Source organism: Variovorax sp. GW823-FHT02B07, assembly GCF_058797695.1.
In genome coordinates, this window is sequence record NZ_JBXAJX010000001.1 from 1,681,953 (window position 1) to 1,695,882 (window position 13,930).

Annotated in this window: 13 protein-coding genes; 7 read left to right on the forward strand and 6 right to left on the reverse strand. The window is 69.0% G+C overall.

Annotation, left to right across the window (positions count from 1 at the left end; all coding sequences use genetic code 11):
- Nucleotides 1–22: 22 nt before the first annotated feature.
- Complete coding sequence (locus AC1RGU_RS07850) at nt 23–901, forward strand: LysR family transcriptional regulator (protein WP_070060373.1); 879 nt, start codon at nt 23–25, stop codon at nt 899–901.
- A 6-nt stretch (nt 902–907) separates the two neighbouring features.
- Here the strand turns inward: AC1RGU_RS07850 and AC1RGU_RS07855 are convergent, their stop codons facing one another.
- On the reverse strand, nt 908–2,077 hold the full coding sequence (locus tag AC1RGU_RS07855; RefSeq protein WP_159272104.1) for an ABC transporter substrate-binding protein: 1,170 nt from the start codon (nt 2,075–2,077) through the stop codon (nt 908–910).
- A 144-nt stretch (nt 2,078–2,221) separates the two neighbouring features.
- Here AC1RGU_RS07855 and AC1RGU_RS07860 point away from each other — a divergent pair, with 144 nt between their 5' ends.
- On the forward strand, nt 2,222–2,725 hold the full coding sequence (locus tag AC1RGU_RS07860; RefSeq protein ID WP_492695837.1) for an energy transducer TonB: 504 nt from the start codon (nt 2,222–2,224) through the stop codon (nt 2,723–2,725).
- Nucleotides 2,726–2,746: 21 nt separating this feature from the next.
- Here the strand turns inward: AC1RGU_RS07860 and trmB are convergent, their stop codons facing one another.
- The 4 genes from trmB to AC1RGU_RS07880 all read right to left on the reverse strand — a co-directional run bounded on the left by trmB (nt 2,747) and on the right by AC1RGU_RS07880 (nt 6,590).
- Nucleotides 2,747–3,520, reverse strand: coding sequence for a tRNA (guanosine(46)-N7)-methyltransferase TrmB (gene trmB / locus AC1RGU_RS07865; RefSeq protein WP_354343413.1), 774 nt, complete (start codon nt 3,518–3,520; stop codon nt 2,747–2,749).
- Nucleotides 3,517–4,422 (reverse strand): tRNA glutamyl-Q(34) synthetase GluQRS, encoded by a 906-nt coding sequence (gene gluQRS / locus AC1RGU_RS07870; RefSeq protein ID WP_492695839.1) that lies wholly within the window; start codon nt 4,420–4,422, stop codon nt 3,517–3,519. Before gluQRS ends, trmB begins: the two co-directional genes overlap by 4 nt.
- A 15-nt stretch (nt 4,423–4,437) precedes the next feature.
- Entirely contained in the window at nt 4,438–5,520 is a 1,083-nt protein-coding gene (locus tag AC1RGU_RS07875) for an NAD(P)/FAD-dependent oxidoreductase (RefSeq protein ID WP_492695841.1), read from the reverse strand.
- A 116-nt stretch (nt 5,521–5,636) separates the two neighbouring features.
- A complete protein-coding gene (locus AC1RGU_RS07880) occupies nt 5,637–6,590 on the reverse strand; it encodes a LysR family transcriptional regulator (protein ID WP_095947849.1) in 954 nt (317 codons plus the stop codon).
- Nucleotides 6,591–6,753: 163 nt separating this feature from the next.
- Here AC1RGU_RS07880 and AC1RGU_RS07885 point away from each other — a divergent pair, with 163 nt between their 5' ends.
- The 4 genes from AC1RGU_RS07885 (at nt 6,754) to AC1RGU_RS07900 (ending at nt 9,524) form a co-directional block, all read left to right on the forward strand.
- Nucleotides 6,754–7,455 carry a pirin family protein gene (locus AC1RGU_RS07885; protein ID WP_492695842.1) on the forward strand — a complete coding sequence of 234 codons (702 nt, stop codon included), beginning with the start codon at nt 6,754–6,756 and terminating at the stop codon, nt 7,453–7,455.
- A gap of 55 nt (nt 7,456–7,510) precedes the next feature.
- A complete protein-coding gene (locus AC1RGU_RS07890; RefSeq protein WP_492685478.1) occupies nt 7,511–7,936 on the forward strand; it encodes a DoxX family protein in 426 nt (141 codons plus the stop codon).
- Between the two features lie 78 nt (nt 7,937–8,014).
- A complete protein-coding gene (locus AC1RGU_RS07895; RefSeq protein WP_070060379.1) occupies nt 8,015–8,566 on the forward strand; it encodes a flavodoxin family protein in 552 nt (183 codons plus the stop codon).
- A 34-nt stretch (nt 8,567–8,600) separates the two neighbouring features.
- Entirely contained in the window at nt 8,601–9,524 is a 924-nt protein-coding gene (locus AC1RGU_RS07900; protein WP_492695844.1) for a pirin family protein, read from the forward strand.
- Nucleotides 9,525–9,533: 9 nt separating this feature from the next.
- On the opposite strand, the gene AC1RGU_RS07905 is transcribed toward AC1RGU_RS07900, so the two are convergent.
- Complete coding sequence (locus tag AC1RGU_RS07905; RefSeq protein ID WP_062481623.1) at nt 9,534–10,319, reverse strand: sulfurtransferase; 786 nt, start codon at nt 10,317–10,319, stop codon at nt 9,534–9,536.
- Nucleotides 10,320–10,380: 61 nt separating this feature from the next.
- Between AC1RGU_RS07905 and dnaE the strand changes: the two genes are divergently transcribed.
- Complete coding sequence (gene dnaE / locus AC1RGU_RS07910) at nt 10,381–13,899, forward strand: DNA polymerase III subunit alpha (RefSeq protein WP_369632584.1); 3,519 nt, start codon at nt 10,381–10,383, stop codon at nt 13,897–13,899.
- The last annotated feature ends 31 nt before the right edge of the window (nt 13,900–13,930 follow it).

The following is a 13,930-nucleotide window of genomic DNA, read 5'->3' on the forward strand; positions in this document are numbered from 1 at the left end:
AATAGATGAGTAGGTGGCCGAAATGGAATGGACCGTCGACCAATTGCGCCAGTTCGTGACGACCGCCGAGTGCGGTTCGTTCTCGGCCGCGGCGCGCCATCTTGGCAAGGCCCAGTCGGCCGTGAGCACCGCCATCGGGCTGCTCGAGGTCGACCTCGGCGTGGCGCTGTTCGACCGCTCGCGCCGCAACGCGCAGCTGTCGGACGCAGGCCGGGTGCTGCTGCTCGAAGCGCGCGAGTTGCTGCGGCAGGCCGAACAGCTCGACCAGCGCGCCCGTTCGCTGCACGAAGGCGACGAGGCGGCGCTGTCGCTGGCGCTGGACGAGGCCCTGCCGTACACCGCCATCGGCACGCTGATGCGCGAGCTGTCGGTGAAGTTTCCGAGCCTCGAGCTCACGCTGCTCAACGGCACCGCGACCGAGGTGGCCGACTACGTCGAGCAGGAGCGCGCCAGCGTGGCTTTTCACTTCGACCGCGGCCCGGTGCGCGCGAGCTTCGACCAGCGCCACATCGGCAGCGTGCGCCAGGGCGTGTTCGTGGCCAGCGACCATCCGCTGGCCGACGGCCGCACGGTGCGGCGCCAGGACCTGGCGCGGCAACGCCAGCTGCTGATGCATGCGGACGACGTGCACGAGGTGGCCTATAGCCCGCGCGTGTGGCGCTCCGACAGCTTCTACAGCACGGCCGAGATGGTGGCCGACAACCTGGGCTGGGCCGTGCTGCCCATCAACATCGCGCGCTACGAAGGCTTCAGCAAGGCGCTGAAGGAAGTGCCGTGCCCGTCGCTGGCCTTGCCGCGCTTGTCGGTGCGCATGCTGTGGCTGCAGGGACGCCCGCTCGGCGCGACGGCGCTGTATGTGCAGCAGCGCTTCACCGAGCTGCTGCGCGACAGCGCCGTGTGAGGCGCGTCAGCGCAGGACGCGACCGTCGGCCGAGATGCTGATGAGGTCGATGCTGCGCACGTTGTCGCGCAGGCCGGGGCGCAGGTTGATGCGGAAGCCGCCCACGTCGTAGTCGGTCATGGCCGTCATCGTGCGCTGCAGGGTGGCGGTGTTGAAGCCGCGGCCCGCGCGGCGCACGGCCTCGCCCGCGGCCTTGGCGGCGATGAAGCCCTCGAGCCCTTCGTACGACGCGGTCTGGTCGGAGTTGTCGACCGCCGCGAGGTACTCCTTGACGATCGGAATGGCCGAGGGGCGCGGCGAGGGCACCACCTGCGAGATCACGATGCCGCCGATGTCCTTGCCCAGCTCGGCGTAGAGCGGGTCGATGCCGACGATCGAGAAGGCCATGAAGTTGCCCGTGTAGCCGCTCTTGCGCAGCTTGCGGATGGCGCCGGCCGTGGTGCCCGAGAGCGACACCAGCACGATGGCCTGGGGCGTCTGCTGCTGCACGGTCTTCAGCGCGGCGTCGAGCTTGTCGGCGCCGGCGGGCACCAGCGCGCTCGCGACCAGCGGCGGCAGCTTGAGCTCGGTGACGGCCTGCTGCACGGCGGCCAGGCCGGCGCGGCCCATGGCGTCGTCGTCGCCCACCAGCGCGATGCGCTGTTGCCCCACGGTGGCGCACTGGCGCACGATCTTGAGGGCCTCGTCGATCATGCCGGGGCGCACATGGAACACGTTCGGATGCTCGGGGCCGCGCAGCGTGTCGGAGGCGGCGAAGGGCGCAAACAGCAGGCTGCCTTGCTGCGTGGCGACCTTGGCGCCGGCCTCGCTGCTGGCGGTGCCGACAAAGCCGAACAGCATGTCGGCCTTGTTCGCGCCCAGCAGGGTGCGGGCGTTGGTGGTGGCGCGCGCGGCGTCGTAGCCGTCGTCCAGTTGCAGCAGCTTCAACTGCAGGCCGGTGGCGGCGTTGCGTGTGTTGAAGTCGCTCACGGCGAGCCGGCTGCCGGCCGCGAAGGCGTTGCCGATCTCGTTGGCGCTGCCGGTGAGCGGCACCGACTGGCCGAGCAGGACGACGCGGGCCCCGGCGGCGGCCGGGCGTGGCGTCTGTGCCAGCAAGGGACGGGTGATGCCGAGGCCGCTTCCCAGAAGCAGCATTGCGGAGGCTTTTCCCAGCCATGTCCTGCGAGACGCGTTCATTGGCTACCTTTTGCTAACAATAGTAAAAAAGTGTAGCAATTTCGAGGCCAGGGCGGAAGGCGCGGGTGCTCCAGAATTGCCCTGATGAAAACAACTGTGTCCTGGGTTCTGGGAGGGATGTGCGCGGCGCTCGCTGGTTGCGTCGTGCCGCCCCCATCGAAGGTGGTGGAAAAGGCGCTGCCCGCGCCGGAGGTCTTCGTGCCCGTGGCTGCGCCGCAGCCGCCGCAACCGATGATCGAGCCGCCGCCCCTGCCGCCGCCATCGACGATCGAGCCGCCACCGCTGCCACTGGCGGGGCCGCCGATGGCATTGCCGCCGGGGCCGACCCTCATGGCGGCGCCGCGCGCCGATCCGCGGGCCGCGGCGGACGCTGTCGTGACGGAGCCGGTGATCCGCCAGCGCCGCTATCCCAGCTATCCGTCCGCGTTGGTGGAAGAGGGCATCGAGGGCCTGGTGGTCACGGCCTTCTTCGTCGGCGTGGACGGCAAGCCCGAAGACATCCGCGTCGAACGCTCGCCGCACCCGCTGCTGTCGCAGGCGGCGACCGATTCGCTCAAGGGATGGCACTTCGACCCGGCGCGCACGGCGGACGGGCGTGCGGTGCGCGCTCGCATGCGGTTGCCGTTCCGCTTCAAGCTCGTCGAGTGAGCGGGGGAAGGTGACGCGCGCTCAGGCGCGTTTTTCGAACACCAGGTCCCACACGCCGTGGCCCAGCTTGAGGCCGCGGTTCTCGAACTTGGTGAGCGGGCGGTACGCCGGCTTGGGCGCGTAGCCGGTGTCCGGCGCGGTGTTGCGCAGCAGCGGCTCGGCGCCCAGCACCTCGAGCATCTGCTCGGCGTAGGGCTGCCAGTCGGTGGCGCAATGGATGTAGCCGCCGGGGCGCAGGTGCTGCGCCAGCTTGTTCACGAACTCGGGCTGGATCAGGCGGCGCTTGTTGTGGCGCTTCTTGTGCCAGGGGTCGGGAAAGAACACGTGCACGCCGGCCAGCGTGCCGGGCTGCAGCATGTGGTCGATCACGTCGACCGCGTCGTGCGCGCAGATGCGGATGTTCGAGATCGACTGCTCGCCGATGCGCTTGAGCAGCGCGCCCACGCCGGGCTCGTGCACCTCGCAGCACAGGAAGTTGGTCTCGGGCAGCACCGTGGCGATGTGGGCCGTGGCCTCGCCCATGCCGAAGCCGATCTCCAGCACCGTCGGGCCCACGCGGCCGCCGAAGGCCGCCGTGAGGTCGAGCCGCTCGGGCGTGTAGGGCACGAGGAACAGCGGGCCCAGTTCGGCGAAGGCGCGGGCCTGGCCGTCGGTGGTGCGGCCGGCGCGCTTCACGAAGCTCTTGAGGCGGCGGTGCAGCGGGTGCGGCTTGCCGTCGGTGGCGTCGTCTTCGGGGGATGCGGGCAGGTCGTCGCCGGGCGGGAGGTCGTTGGACACGGTGTCGGGAATGTTCATGAGGGCCGCGAATTGTAGAGATCGCGCCATTCGGGCACCCAGCCGGCCAAGGCGGCGGTGCAGTGGCCGGCGGCCGTGGGGCGCAGCCCGAGCGCGCGCGCGGCGGTGTCGAGCGCGGCCAGCGCGGCGTGCGGCGTGGCGGTGTCGATGGCCGTGGCGCCGTTCTGCTTGGAGAGCTTGTCGCCGTCGGCGCCGCGCACCAGCGGCGTGTGCAGGTAGCTCGGCGTGGGCAGGCCGAGCGCCTGCTGCAGCAGGATCTGGCGCGCCGTGTTGTCGGCCAGGTCTTCGCCGCGCACCACGTCGGTCACGCCCTGTTCGGCGTCGTCGACCACCACGGCCAGCTGGTAGGCCCAGGGGCCGTCGGCGCGGCGCAGCACGAAGTCGCCGACCTCGCGCTGCACGTCCTGCTGCTGCGGGCCGAGGCGGCGGTCGTGCCAGTGCAGGTCGCCGGCCGGCATGCGGTGCGCGGCAAAGCGCCAGGCGCGCGCGGGCTTGCCGTGCAGGCCCTCGCGGCAGGTGCCGGGGTAGACGCGCTCGCCGTGGCGTTCGTGCGCATGGCCGAGCCGGGCCAGGGCCAGGTCGATGTCCTTGCGCGAGCAGCCGCAGGGGTAGGCGAGGCCACGCGCCTGCAGCGCGGCCAGCGCCGCCTCGTAGCGCGCGGTGCGCTGCGTCTGCCACTCGGGCGGTTCGTCGGGGAGCAGCGCGCAGTCGGCGAGTTGCCGCAGGATGTGTTCGCCCATGCCGGGTAGGCAGCGCTCGGTGTCGGCGTCCTCGATGCGGACCAGCCAGCGCGCCTGGTCGCCGCGTGCGCGCACGTCGAGCCAGCTCGCGAGCGCGGCCACCAGCGAGCCGGCGTGCAGCGGGCCGGTGGGCGAGGGGGCGAAGCGGCCAGTGGCCCGCATCCTTTCTTGGAGGACTTAGAGAACGGCCAAGGCCAGCGACAGGCCCGAAACGAAACCATCTTCCACGCGATGGCCGATGCACCAGTCACCGGCGATGCCGATGCGCGCCTTGGCGTCCCACAGGTGGGTCTGGCCCACGGGCACTTGCGTCTGCGCTTCGGGCCAGCAGCGCGCCTTGGCGTGGCTGGGCGTGGCGTGGATGCCGGTGATCTCCGAGAAGGCGCGCAGCAGCTTGGCCTCGATGCGCGCGGGCGTGTCGCGCAGGTGTTCTTCCGACCATGTGGCGCTGGCCTGCAGGGTCCAGCGCTCGACGCGCTCGCGGCCGGGCTTGGACGATTCGCGCGCCAGCCACGCCACGCGGTGGTGGGTGCTGCGCGCCACGTTCCATTGCGGGCCGAGGTGCGACATGTTGGCCTGGTTGGCCTGGGGGAAGGCGATCATCAGCGTCCAGCAGGGCGCGATGCGCACGGGTTCGATCTTGCGGCTCAGCGTGGCCGAGCGGTCGCCGCCGGCGAGCAGTTCGCGGGTGCGCGCGGGCGGCACGGCCAGCAGCACGGCGTCGAAGCCGGAGTACACGTGCTGGGAATCGTCCGCGCCGGCGGTGCGCAGCTGCCAGCGGGTGGCGTCGAGCGCGTCGGGCTCGATGCGGGTGACCTGGGTGTCGGTGACGAGGTGTTCGCCCAGCGGCGCGGCCCAGTGGGCCACGAGCGCGTCCATGCCGGGCTGGGCGACCCAGTGCGGCTCCAGCGAGGGCAGCGCCGCCTCGGCCACGCGGCCATGGGCGTCGAGCACGCGCACGAGGTTGGCGCTCCAGGGGCGGCACAGCGCGGGCGTGGTGGCCAGCACCTGTGCAAAGCGCGGGTCGCGCACGGTGAAGTACTGCGCGCCGCTGTCGAAGCGGCCGAAGGCGGTGTCGATGCTCGCCATCCGCCCGCCCGGCGTGGCCTCGCGTTCGAACACCGTGACGCGGTGCCCGGCCTGCATCAGCGTGCGGGCACAGGCCACGCCGGCAATGCCGGCGCCGATCACGGCGAAATGGCGGGCGGCGGCGGGAGTTCGGTGGCGGTCGGCGGTGGCGCGGGCTTTGGCTTTGGGCATGGCGGACTCTTTTCTTTTGACAGGGTGATGACTGAGGAGGCCGTGCACACTCTACCTCGGTCTGCGCGCGTCGCCGGGCTGGGGGCGACCCTTATGACGCCGTCATCGCGTGGCGTTCAACGGCCCCGGTGCCGTTCGAGCAGCGCCTTGCGCGTGCCCTCGTGCTCGAACTGCGCGAGCCACCATTCGAGCGCGCGCCCCGGCTTGCCCGCGCTGCGCACGCGCCACGCGCAGTGCATGGTGCCCAGCGGCGGCTGGCGTTCGGTCTGCAGCTCCACAAGGTGGCCGGCCTCGATGTAGGGCCGCGCCATCGGCTCGGGCAAAAAGCCGCCGCCCAGGCCGTGCAGCTGCGCGGCGATCTTGGCCTGCATGCTGGGCACGGTGAGCACGTCCTGCCCGCCCACGAGGTTCACCGTCATGCTCGGCCCGCTGCGCACCGAGTCGGCCGCGGCCACTGCGCGGTGCTGGCGCAGCACCGCGTCGCTCAGCGGCTGCGGCAGGCGCGCGAGCGGATGGTGCGGCGCCACCGCGAACACGAAGCGCAACTCGCCGATGGGGCGGCTGCGGATGCCGGTGGCGGTGAAGGCCAGGCTCGCGGCATCGAGCACCGCGCCGATCGCCAGGTCGGCCTCGCCGCTGGTCAGCGCCTCGATGGTGCCCAGCAGGGTTTCGTCGCGCAGCTTGAGGCGCGTGGGCGGCTCGAGCGCGAAGAAGGCGGTGCACAGGTCGAGCAGCGGGTCGCGTGCGATCACGCTGTCGACCGCGATGGTCAGCATCGGCTCCCAGCCGGTGGCCACGCGCTTCACGCGGTTGGCCACGGCGTCGATCTCGCCGAGCAGGCGTGCGGCCTCGCGCAGCAGTTCGGCGCCGGCCTCGGTGATGCGGGCCTGGCGCGCGCTGCGGTCGAACAGCAGCACGTCGAGCGCGTCCTCGATCTGGCGCACGCGGTAGCTCAGCGCGCTGGGCACCAGACCGAGCGCGCGCGCAGCGGCGGCGAAGCTGCCGGTGGTGGCCACCGTCTGCAGCATGGCCAGCGCGTCGGGGGTGAGGACGTCTCGGGCGCTCGTCATGGGGCGGGCTCCATCATTCAAATAATTTGAATGATGCCATCAAAACCGGGCGTCTTTCAGAGGGGGATGGAGGTCCAGAATTCTTCTCATCCGCTGCGCATCCGGCGCGGCCCACGATGAAAGCCCCGGCGCCCGAACCGGGTGGGGCAGCAAGGAGTTCGATATGTTGCAAGTGCGTAAATCCCAGGAACGCGGTTATGCCGACCATGGCTGGCTGCGCTCGTTCCACAGCTTTTCCTTCGCGGGGTACTACGATCCGGCCTACATGGGCTTCGGCAACCTGCGGGTGATCAACGAAGACCGCGTGGCGGCGGGCGCCGGCTTCGGCACCCACGGCCACCGGGACATGGAGATCATCAGCTACGTGCTCTCGGGCGAACTCGCGCACAAGGACAGCATGGGCAACATCGAATCCATTCCGCCGGGCGACGTGCAGCGCATGAGCGCCGGCCGTGGCGTGATGCACAGCGAGTTCAACCACAAGGCCGACCAGACCACGCACTTCCTGCAGATCTGGATCGAGCCCAAGGAACGCGGCATCGCCCCCGGCTACGAGCAGAAGCAGTTCAGCGACGCCGAAAAGCGCGGCACCCTGCGCCTGGTGGCCTCGCCCGACGGCCGCGACGGCTCGGTGACGGTGAACGCCGACGCACGCCTGTTCGCCGGCCTGTTCGACGGCAGTGAAACCGCCAGCCTGGTGCTCGACCCGCAACGCAAGAGCTACGTGCACCTGGTGCGCGGCGAGCTCGAAGTCAACGGCCAGAAGCTCGTGGGCGGCGACGCCGCGATGCTCGAAGGCGAATCGCAACTCACGCTCGGCGCCGGCAAGGATGCCGAAGTGCTGGTGTTCGACCTGACGGCCTGAGACGGCGTCTTTTTTCCTGTCCCTTTTGCTTCAACAACCAACGAGGAGTTTCACCATGGCCATTACCACCACAACCACCGCCCCCAACGCCGCCCAGGACACCCTGGCACTCATCGGCCGCGTGCTGCTTGCAGCGCTGTTCGTGCCCGCAGGCTTCGGCAAGCTCATGGGCTTTGCCGGCACCGTGGGGTACATCTCCTCGGTGGGCGCGCCGCTGCCGCAAGTGGCGGCGGTCATCGCGATCGTCGTGGAGCTGGGGCTCGGCCTGCTGCTGCTGGTCGGCTTCAAGACGCGCCTGTCGGCGATCGTGCTGGCGATCTTCACCGTGGCCGCGGCCGTGATGTTCCACAACTACTGGGGCATGCCCGCCGACAAGGCCTTCGTGAACCAGCTGATGTTCTTCAAGAACATCGCCATCGCAGGCGGCCTGCTGGCTTTCGCCGCCTTCGGCGCCGGTCGCTTCAGCATCGATAAAAAGTAAGCTCGCTTCACCCCAGGCCGCGCACACCTCGTGGGCGCGGCCTGCTGACTTCATCGCTTCTTTGAGGAAATCCGTTTCATGGCAAACATCGTCGTTGTCTTCCATTCCGGCTACGGCCACACCCAGCGCGTGGCCCAGGCCGTGGCCGATGGGGCGGGCGCGCAGCTGCTCGCCATCGACGCCGACGGCAACCTGCCGGCCGGTGGCTGGGAGACGCTGGCTGCGGCCGACGCGATCATCTTCGGCTCACCGACCTACATGGGCGGCGTGAGCTGGCAGTTCAAGAAATTCGCCGATGCGTCGTCCAAGGTCTGGTACACGCAAGGCTGGAAAGACAAGCTCTTCGCCGGCTTCACCAACAGCGCCACGATGAACGGCGACAAGGTCACGACCATGACCTACCTGTGGACGCTGGCCATGCAGCACAGCGGCATCTGGGTCAGCATGGGCATCCTGCCGACCAACAACAAGGCGGCCACGCGCGACGCCATGAACTACGTCGGCGGCTACGGCGGCTTGCTCACGCAGTCGCCCTCGGACGCGAGCCCGGCCGAGATGCCCAAGGGCGACCTGGAAACCGCGCGCGCCTTCGGCGAGCGCGTGGGCGCGGTGGCAAGATCACGCGCATAACGCCCCACCGAACTTCGCCCACAAGGACCCCACGATGACCGACACCATCCCCGAAATCCAATTGCTGCGGCCCCACGACAAGGACCTGGGTGGTGGCTTCAACGTGCGGCGCGTGCTGCCGGCGGCGCAGCGCCGCTCGGTCGGGCCCTTCGTGTTCTTCGACCACTTCGGCCCGGCCACCGAACAGCCCGGCAACGCGCACGACGTGCGGCCGCACCCGCACATCGGCCTGTCGACGGTCACCTACCTGTTCGAGGGCGCGATGATGCACCGCGACAGCCTCGGCAGCGTGCAGGAGATCCAGCCCGGCGCCATCAACTGGATGACCGCGGGGCGCGGCATCGTGCACTCCGAGCGCAAGCCCGAGCGCCTCTTGGCCGACACTTTCGTGAACCACGGCCTGCAGCTGTGGGCCGCGTTGCCGCAGGCCCATGAAGAGGTCGAGCCCAGCTTCGAGCACACGCCGGCCGACGCCATTCCCGAGCTGACGGTGCAGGGCGTGCCCGTGCGCGTGCTGGTGGGCGAGGCCTTCGGCGTGCGCTCGCCGGTGAAGACGCTGGCGCAGACGGTCTACCTGGACATCGCGCTGCCGGCCGGCGGCCGTTTCGAGCTGCCCGCGCTGGCGCCCGAGCTGGCGGTCTACATGGTCGACGGCGATGCGAACGTGAACGGCGAGCCGGCGCCCGCCCACACGATGGCGGTGCTGCCCGACGGGCAGGGCGCGGTGTTCACTGCCGACACGGCCGTGCGCCTGATGGTGATCGGCGGCGAGCCACTCGACGGCCCGCGCTACATCACCTGGAATTTCGTCTCGAGCCGGCGCGAACGCATCCTCGAAGCCGGCGCCGACTGGGCCGCGCAGCGCATGGGCCACGTGCCCGGCGAGACCGAGTTCATTCCGCTGCCGGGCAAGCCCTTCGGCGTGCGCGAGCCCGACACGGGCACCACGCCGGTCTGAGCCTTCCGTTTATTGCTTGATGCCGATGTCCGGGTCTTCCGAGGCCCGGGCGCTGGCATCGGACGCGCGCGCGCTGAGGTCGGGCGCCAGGGCCCGGCGGCCGTCGAACACGAAGCAGTCGCCGTGGTAGTGCGCGCCGCCGACGTCCTCGAAGTACTTGAGGATGCCGCCTTCGAGCTGCAGCACGTGTTCCACGCCTTCCTCGCGCATGAGGATGGCGGCCTTCTCGCAGCGGATGCCGCCGGTGCAGAAGCTCACCACCGTCTTGCCCTCGAAGTCGGCGCGGTGCGCCTTCAGGGCGGGCGGGAATTCGGTGAACTTGGTGATGCGCCAGTCGATCGCGCCGTCGAAGGTGCCTTCGTCGACCTCGAAGTCGTTGCGCGTGTCCAGCATCACGATCTCGCGGCCCTCGTCGTCGTGGCCCTGGTCGAGCCAGCGCTTGAGCGTGGGCGCGTCCACGCCGGGCGCGCGACCGGCGGCGGGCTGGATCGCGGGGTGGTCCATGCGGATGATCTCGCGCTTGAGCTTGACCAGCATGCGCCGGAAAGGCTGCGTGGCCGACCAGCTTTCCTTGGTTTCGAGGTCGGCAAAGCGCGCGTCGGCGCGCAGGTCGGCCAGGAAGGCGTGGATGGCCTGCGCCGTCCCCGCCAGAAACAGGTTGATACCTTCGGGCGCCAGCAGGATCGTGCCCATCAGGCCCAGGGCCTGCGCGCGCTCGCGCAGGGTCTCACGCAGCACGGGGCTGTCGTTGATGCCCACGAACTTGTAGGCGGCGATATTCAAAATCTCTTGCACGGGGCGGGATTGTAGGGATCGCCACACCACATCGTGGAGGGCGGCTTCCTACAATCGACGGATGTTTGTTCACCTGCGTCTGCACACCGAGTTTTCCGTCGTCGATGGCACGAATCGAATCGACGAAGTCATCAAGGCCGCCGCTGCCGACAAGCAGCCCGCGCTGGCCATCACCGACCTGAACAACCTGTTCGGGACGGTCAAGTTCTACAAACAGGGCCGGGGCAAGGGCGTCAAGCCCGTCATCGGCGCTGAAATCTTCATCGACGGGCTGGGCAAGGAGCCCGGCGCGCTGACCCGCCTCATTCTGCTGGTGCAGAACATGGAGGGCTACCTCAACCTGTCGGAACTGCTGGCCCGGGCCTGGACGCAGAACGTGAGCCGCGGCCAGTCGCAGGCGGCCTGCAAGCTCGAATGGCTGCAGGAACTGCAGGGCGGGCTGATCGCGCTGTCGGGCGCGCAGGCCGGGCCGCTGGGCCAGCCGCTGTTGCAGGGCCAGGAAGAGCGCGCCGCCGAACTGGCGCTGCAACTGGCGGGTATGTTCCCGCACCGCTTCTACATCGAGCTGCAGCGCGCCGGCCGTCCCGAGGACGAGCCGCACGTGATCGCCGCCGTGAAGCTCGCCGCCCGCCTGAAGCTGCCGGTGGTGGCCACGCACCCGGTGCAGTTCGCCGAACGCCAGGACTACGAGGCGCACGAGGCGCGCGTGTGCATTTCCGAAGGCGAAATTCTTGGCAACCCGCGCCGCGTGCGCAAGTTCACCGAAGAGCAGTACTTCAAGTCGAGCGCCGAGATGCAGGCGCTCTTTGCCGACGTGCCCAGCGCGCTGGCCAACACGGTCGAGATCGCCAAGCGCTGCAACCTCACGCTGGTGCTCGGCAAGCCGCAACTGCCCGACTTTCCCACGCCCTTCATCAGCGAAGGCGTGCGCATGCCGATCGGCGAGTTCTTCCGCCAGGAGTCGTTCGAGGGCCTGGAGGTGCGGCTGAAGCACCTGTACCCCGACGAAGCCAAGCGCGAGGCCGAGCGGCCGCGCTACGTGGAGCGCCTGGAGTTCGAGATCAACACGATCCTGAACATGGGCTTCCCCGGCTACTTCCTGATCGTGGGCGACTTCATCAAGTGGGCCAAGGAAAACGGCTGCCCCGTGGGACCGGGCCGGGGCTCGGGTGCCGGCTCGCTCGTGGCCTACGCGCTGAAGATCACCGACCTCGACCCGCTCGAATACAAGCTGCTGTTCGAACGTTTCCTGAACCCCGAACGCGTCTCGATGCCCGACTTCGACATCGACTTCTGCCAGGGCAACCGGGACCGTGTGATCGACTACGTGAAGGACAAGTACGGCCGCAACGCCGTGAGCCAGATCGCCACGTTCGGCACCATGGCCGCGCGCGCGGCCATCCGCGACGTGGGCCGCGTGCTCGACATGAGCTACATGTTCTGCGACGGCATCAGCAAGCTGATCCCGAACAAGCCCGGCATGTCGGTCACGCTGCAGTACCCGCCCGCGACCAAGATCGAAGGCGACAAGAACAACTACGCCATCGAGATGGAGCCGCAGCTGGCGGAGCGCATCGAGAAGGAAGAAGAAGTCCGCATGCTGGTCGAGCTCGCGCAGAAGCTCGAAGGCATGACCCGCAACATCGGCATGCACGCCGGCGGCGTGCTCATCGCGCCGGGCAAGCTCACCGACTTCTGCCCGCTGTACCAGCAGCCCGGCAGTGAATCGGCCGTGAGCCAGTACGACAAGGACGACGTCGAAGCCATCGGCCTCGTGAAGTTCGACTTCTTGGGCCTGGCCACGCTCACGATCCTGGAGATCGCGCGCGAGTTCATCATGAAGCGCCACAAGGGCCAGGAGAACTTCGCGTTCGAGAACATCCCGCTGAACGACGGGCCGACCTACCGCCTGTTCTCCGACGGCAAGACCGAGGCCGTGTTCCAGTTCGAATCCCGCGGCATGCAGGGCATGCTGAAGGACGCCCGGCCCACGCGCCTGGAAGACCTGATCGCGCTGAACGCGCTGTACCGCCCGGGCCCGATGGACCTGATTCCCAGCTTCGTGGCGCGCAAGCACGGCCGCGAAGACGTGGAGTACCCGCACCCGGCCGTGGCCGAGATGCTCTCCGAGACCTACGGGATCATGGTCTACCAGGAGCAGGTGATGCAGACCGCGCAGATCCTGGGCGGCTACTCGCTGGGCGGCGCCGACTTGCTGCGCCGCGCGATGGGCAAGAAGAAGCTCGAGGAAATGGCCGAGCACCGCGAGAAGTTCCGCGCGGGCGCCCTGGCCACGCACGGCATCGTGCAGGACAAGGCCGACGAAATCTTCGACTTGATGGAGAAGTTCGCGGGCTACGGCTTCAACAAGTCGCACGCCGCCGCCTACTCGCTGCTGGCGTACCACACGGGCTGGCTCAAGGTCCACTACACGGCCGAGTTCTTCTGCGCCAACATGACCGTGGAAATGGACGACACGGACAAGCTCAAGCTGCTGTTCGAAGACGCCCAGAAGAACTTCAACATCACCTTCGAGCCGCCGGACGTGAACCGCGGCAACTACCGCTTCGAGCCCGTCACCAACCGGATCATCCGGTATGGCCTGGGCGCCGTGAAGGGCACGGGCCAGCTCGCGGTCGAGGCCGTGGTGCGGGCGCGCGAAGAGGGCGGGCCGTTCAAGAGCCTGTACGATTTCTGCGTGCGCATCGATCGCCAGCGTATCAACAAGCGCACGGTCGAAGCGCTCATCAAGGCCGGCGCGTTCGATGCCATCCAGCAGAACCGCGCATCGCTCATTGCCTCGGTCGACCGCGCCTTCGAGTTCGCCATTGCCACGGCGGCCAACGCTTCGCAGGCCGACATCTTCGGCGACTGCGAGCACGGCTCGGCCACGCAGGAGCCCGACCTGGTCGACGCCACGCCCTGGGGCGTGAAGGAGCGCCTGACCTTCGAGAAAACCGCCGTCGGCTTCTACCTGTCGGGCCACCTGTTCGATGAGGTCTCGCACGAGGTGCGGCGCTTCTGCAAGCGCGAGATCGGCGACCTGCTCGACAGCCGCGACCCGCAGGTCATTGCCGGCATCGTGAGCGACTTCCGCGTCATCAACGGCCAGCGCGGCCGGCTGGCGATCTTCAAGCTCGACGACAAGTCGGAGTCCATCGACGCCACGGCCGACGAGGCGCTCATCAACGCCAACCGCAACACGCTGAAGGACGACGAACTCGTCATCGTGAGCGGCAAGCTGCAGCCCGCGCGCGGCGGCTTCGAGGCGCGCTTCCAGGTACAGCAGGTGTGGGACCTGGCCTCGGCGCGCTGCCGCTTCGGCAAGTTCCTGCGCGTGGCGGTCAATGGCAAGGTGCCAGAGATCGCGCGCCTTCTGAAAGACTTTCCGGCGCGCACCGAGCAGACCGAGGTCGGTGACCTGGTGCACGGCCTGCCCGTGCGTCTGTCGATGGCGCGGGGCGGGGCGCAGGTCGAGTTGCAATTGGGCGAGCGCGCCAAGTTCTTCCCGACCGATGCGGCGCTCGCGAGCTGGACCGCGCAGGCCGAAGCGGGCAAGGCGCAGGTCATCTACGATTGATCGGATCGCGCGGCCCCGGGGAACCTCGGGG

Excerpts from the sequence above, each read along its gene's own strand:
- AC1RGU_RS07885 (WP_492695842.1), top strand. The coding sequence starts at position 6,754 with ATGTTGCAAGTGCGTAAATCCCAGGAACGCGGTTATGCCGACCATGGC.
- AC1RGU_RS07850 (WP_070060373.1), top strand. The coding sequence starts at position 23 with ATGGAATGGACCGTCGACCAATTGCGCCAGTTCGTGACGACCGCCGAG.
- dnaE (WP_369632584.1), top strand. The coding sequence starts at position 10,381 with ATGTTTGTTCACCTGCGTCTGCACACCGAGTTTTCCGTCGTCGATGGC.
- AC1RGU_RS07875 (WP_492695841.1), bottom strand. The coding sequence starts at position 5,520 with ATGCCCAAAGCCAAAGCCCGCGCCACCGCCGACCGCCACCGAACTCCC.
- AC1RGU_RS07890 (WP_492685478.1), top strand. The coding sequence starts at position 7,511 with ATGGCCATTACCACCACAACCACCGCCCCCAACGCCGCCCAGGACACC.
- trmB (WP_354343413.1), bottom strand. The coding sequence starts at position 3,520 with ATGAACATTCCCGACACCGTGTCCAACGACCTCCCGCCCGGCGACGAC.
- AC1RGU_RS07855 (WP_159272104.1), bottom strand. The coding sequence starts at position 2,077 with ATGAACGCGTCTCGCAGGACATGGCTGGGAAAAGCCTCCGCAATGCTG.
- AC1RGU_RS07880 (WP_095947849.1), bottom strand. The coding sequence starts at position 6,590 with ATGACGAGCGCCCGAGACGTCCTCACCCCCGACGCGCTGGCCATGCTG.
- AC1RGU_RS07895 (WP_070060379.1), top strand. The coding sequence starts at position 8,015 with ATGGCAAACATCGTCGTTGTCTTCCATTCCGGCTACGGCCACACCCAG.
- AC1RGU_RS07900 (WP_492695844.1), top strand. The coding sequence starts at position 8,601 with ATGACCGACACCATCCCCGAAATCCAATTGCTGCGGCCCCACGACAAG.
- gluQRS (WP_492695839.1), bottom strand. The coding sequence starts at position 4,422 with ATGCGGGCCACTGGCCGCTTCGCCCCCTCGCCCACCGGCCCGCTGCAC.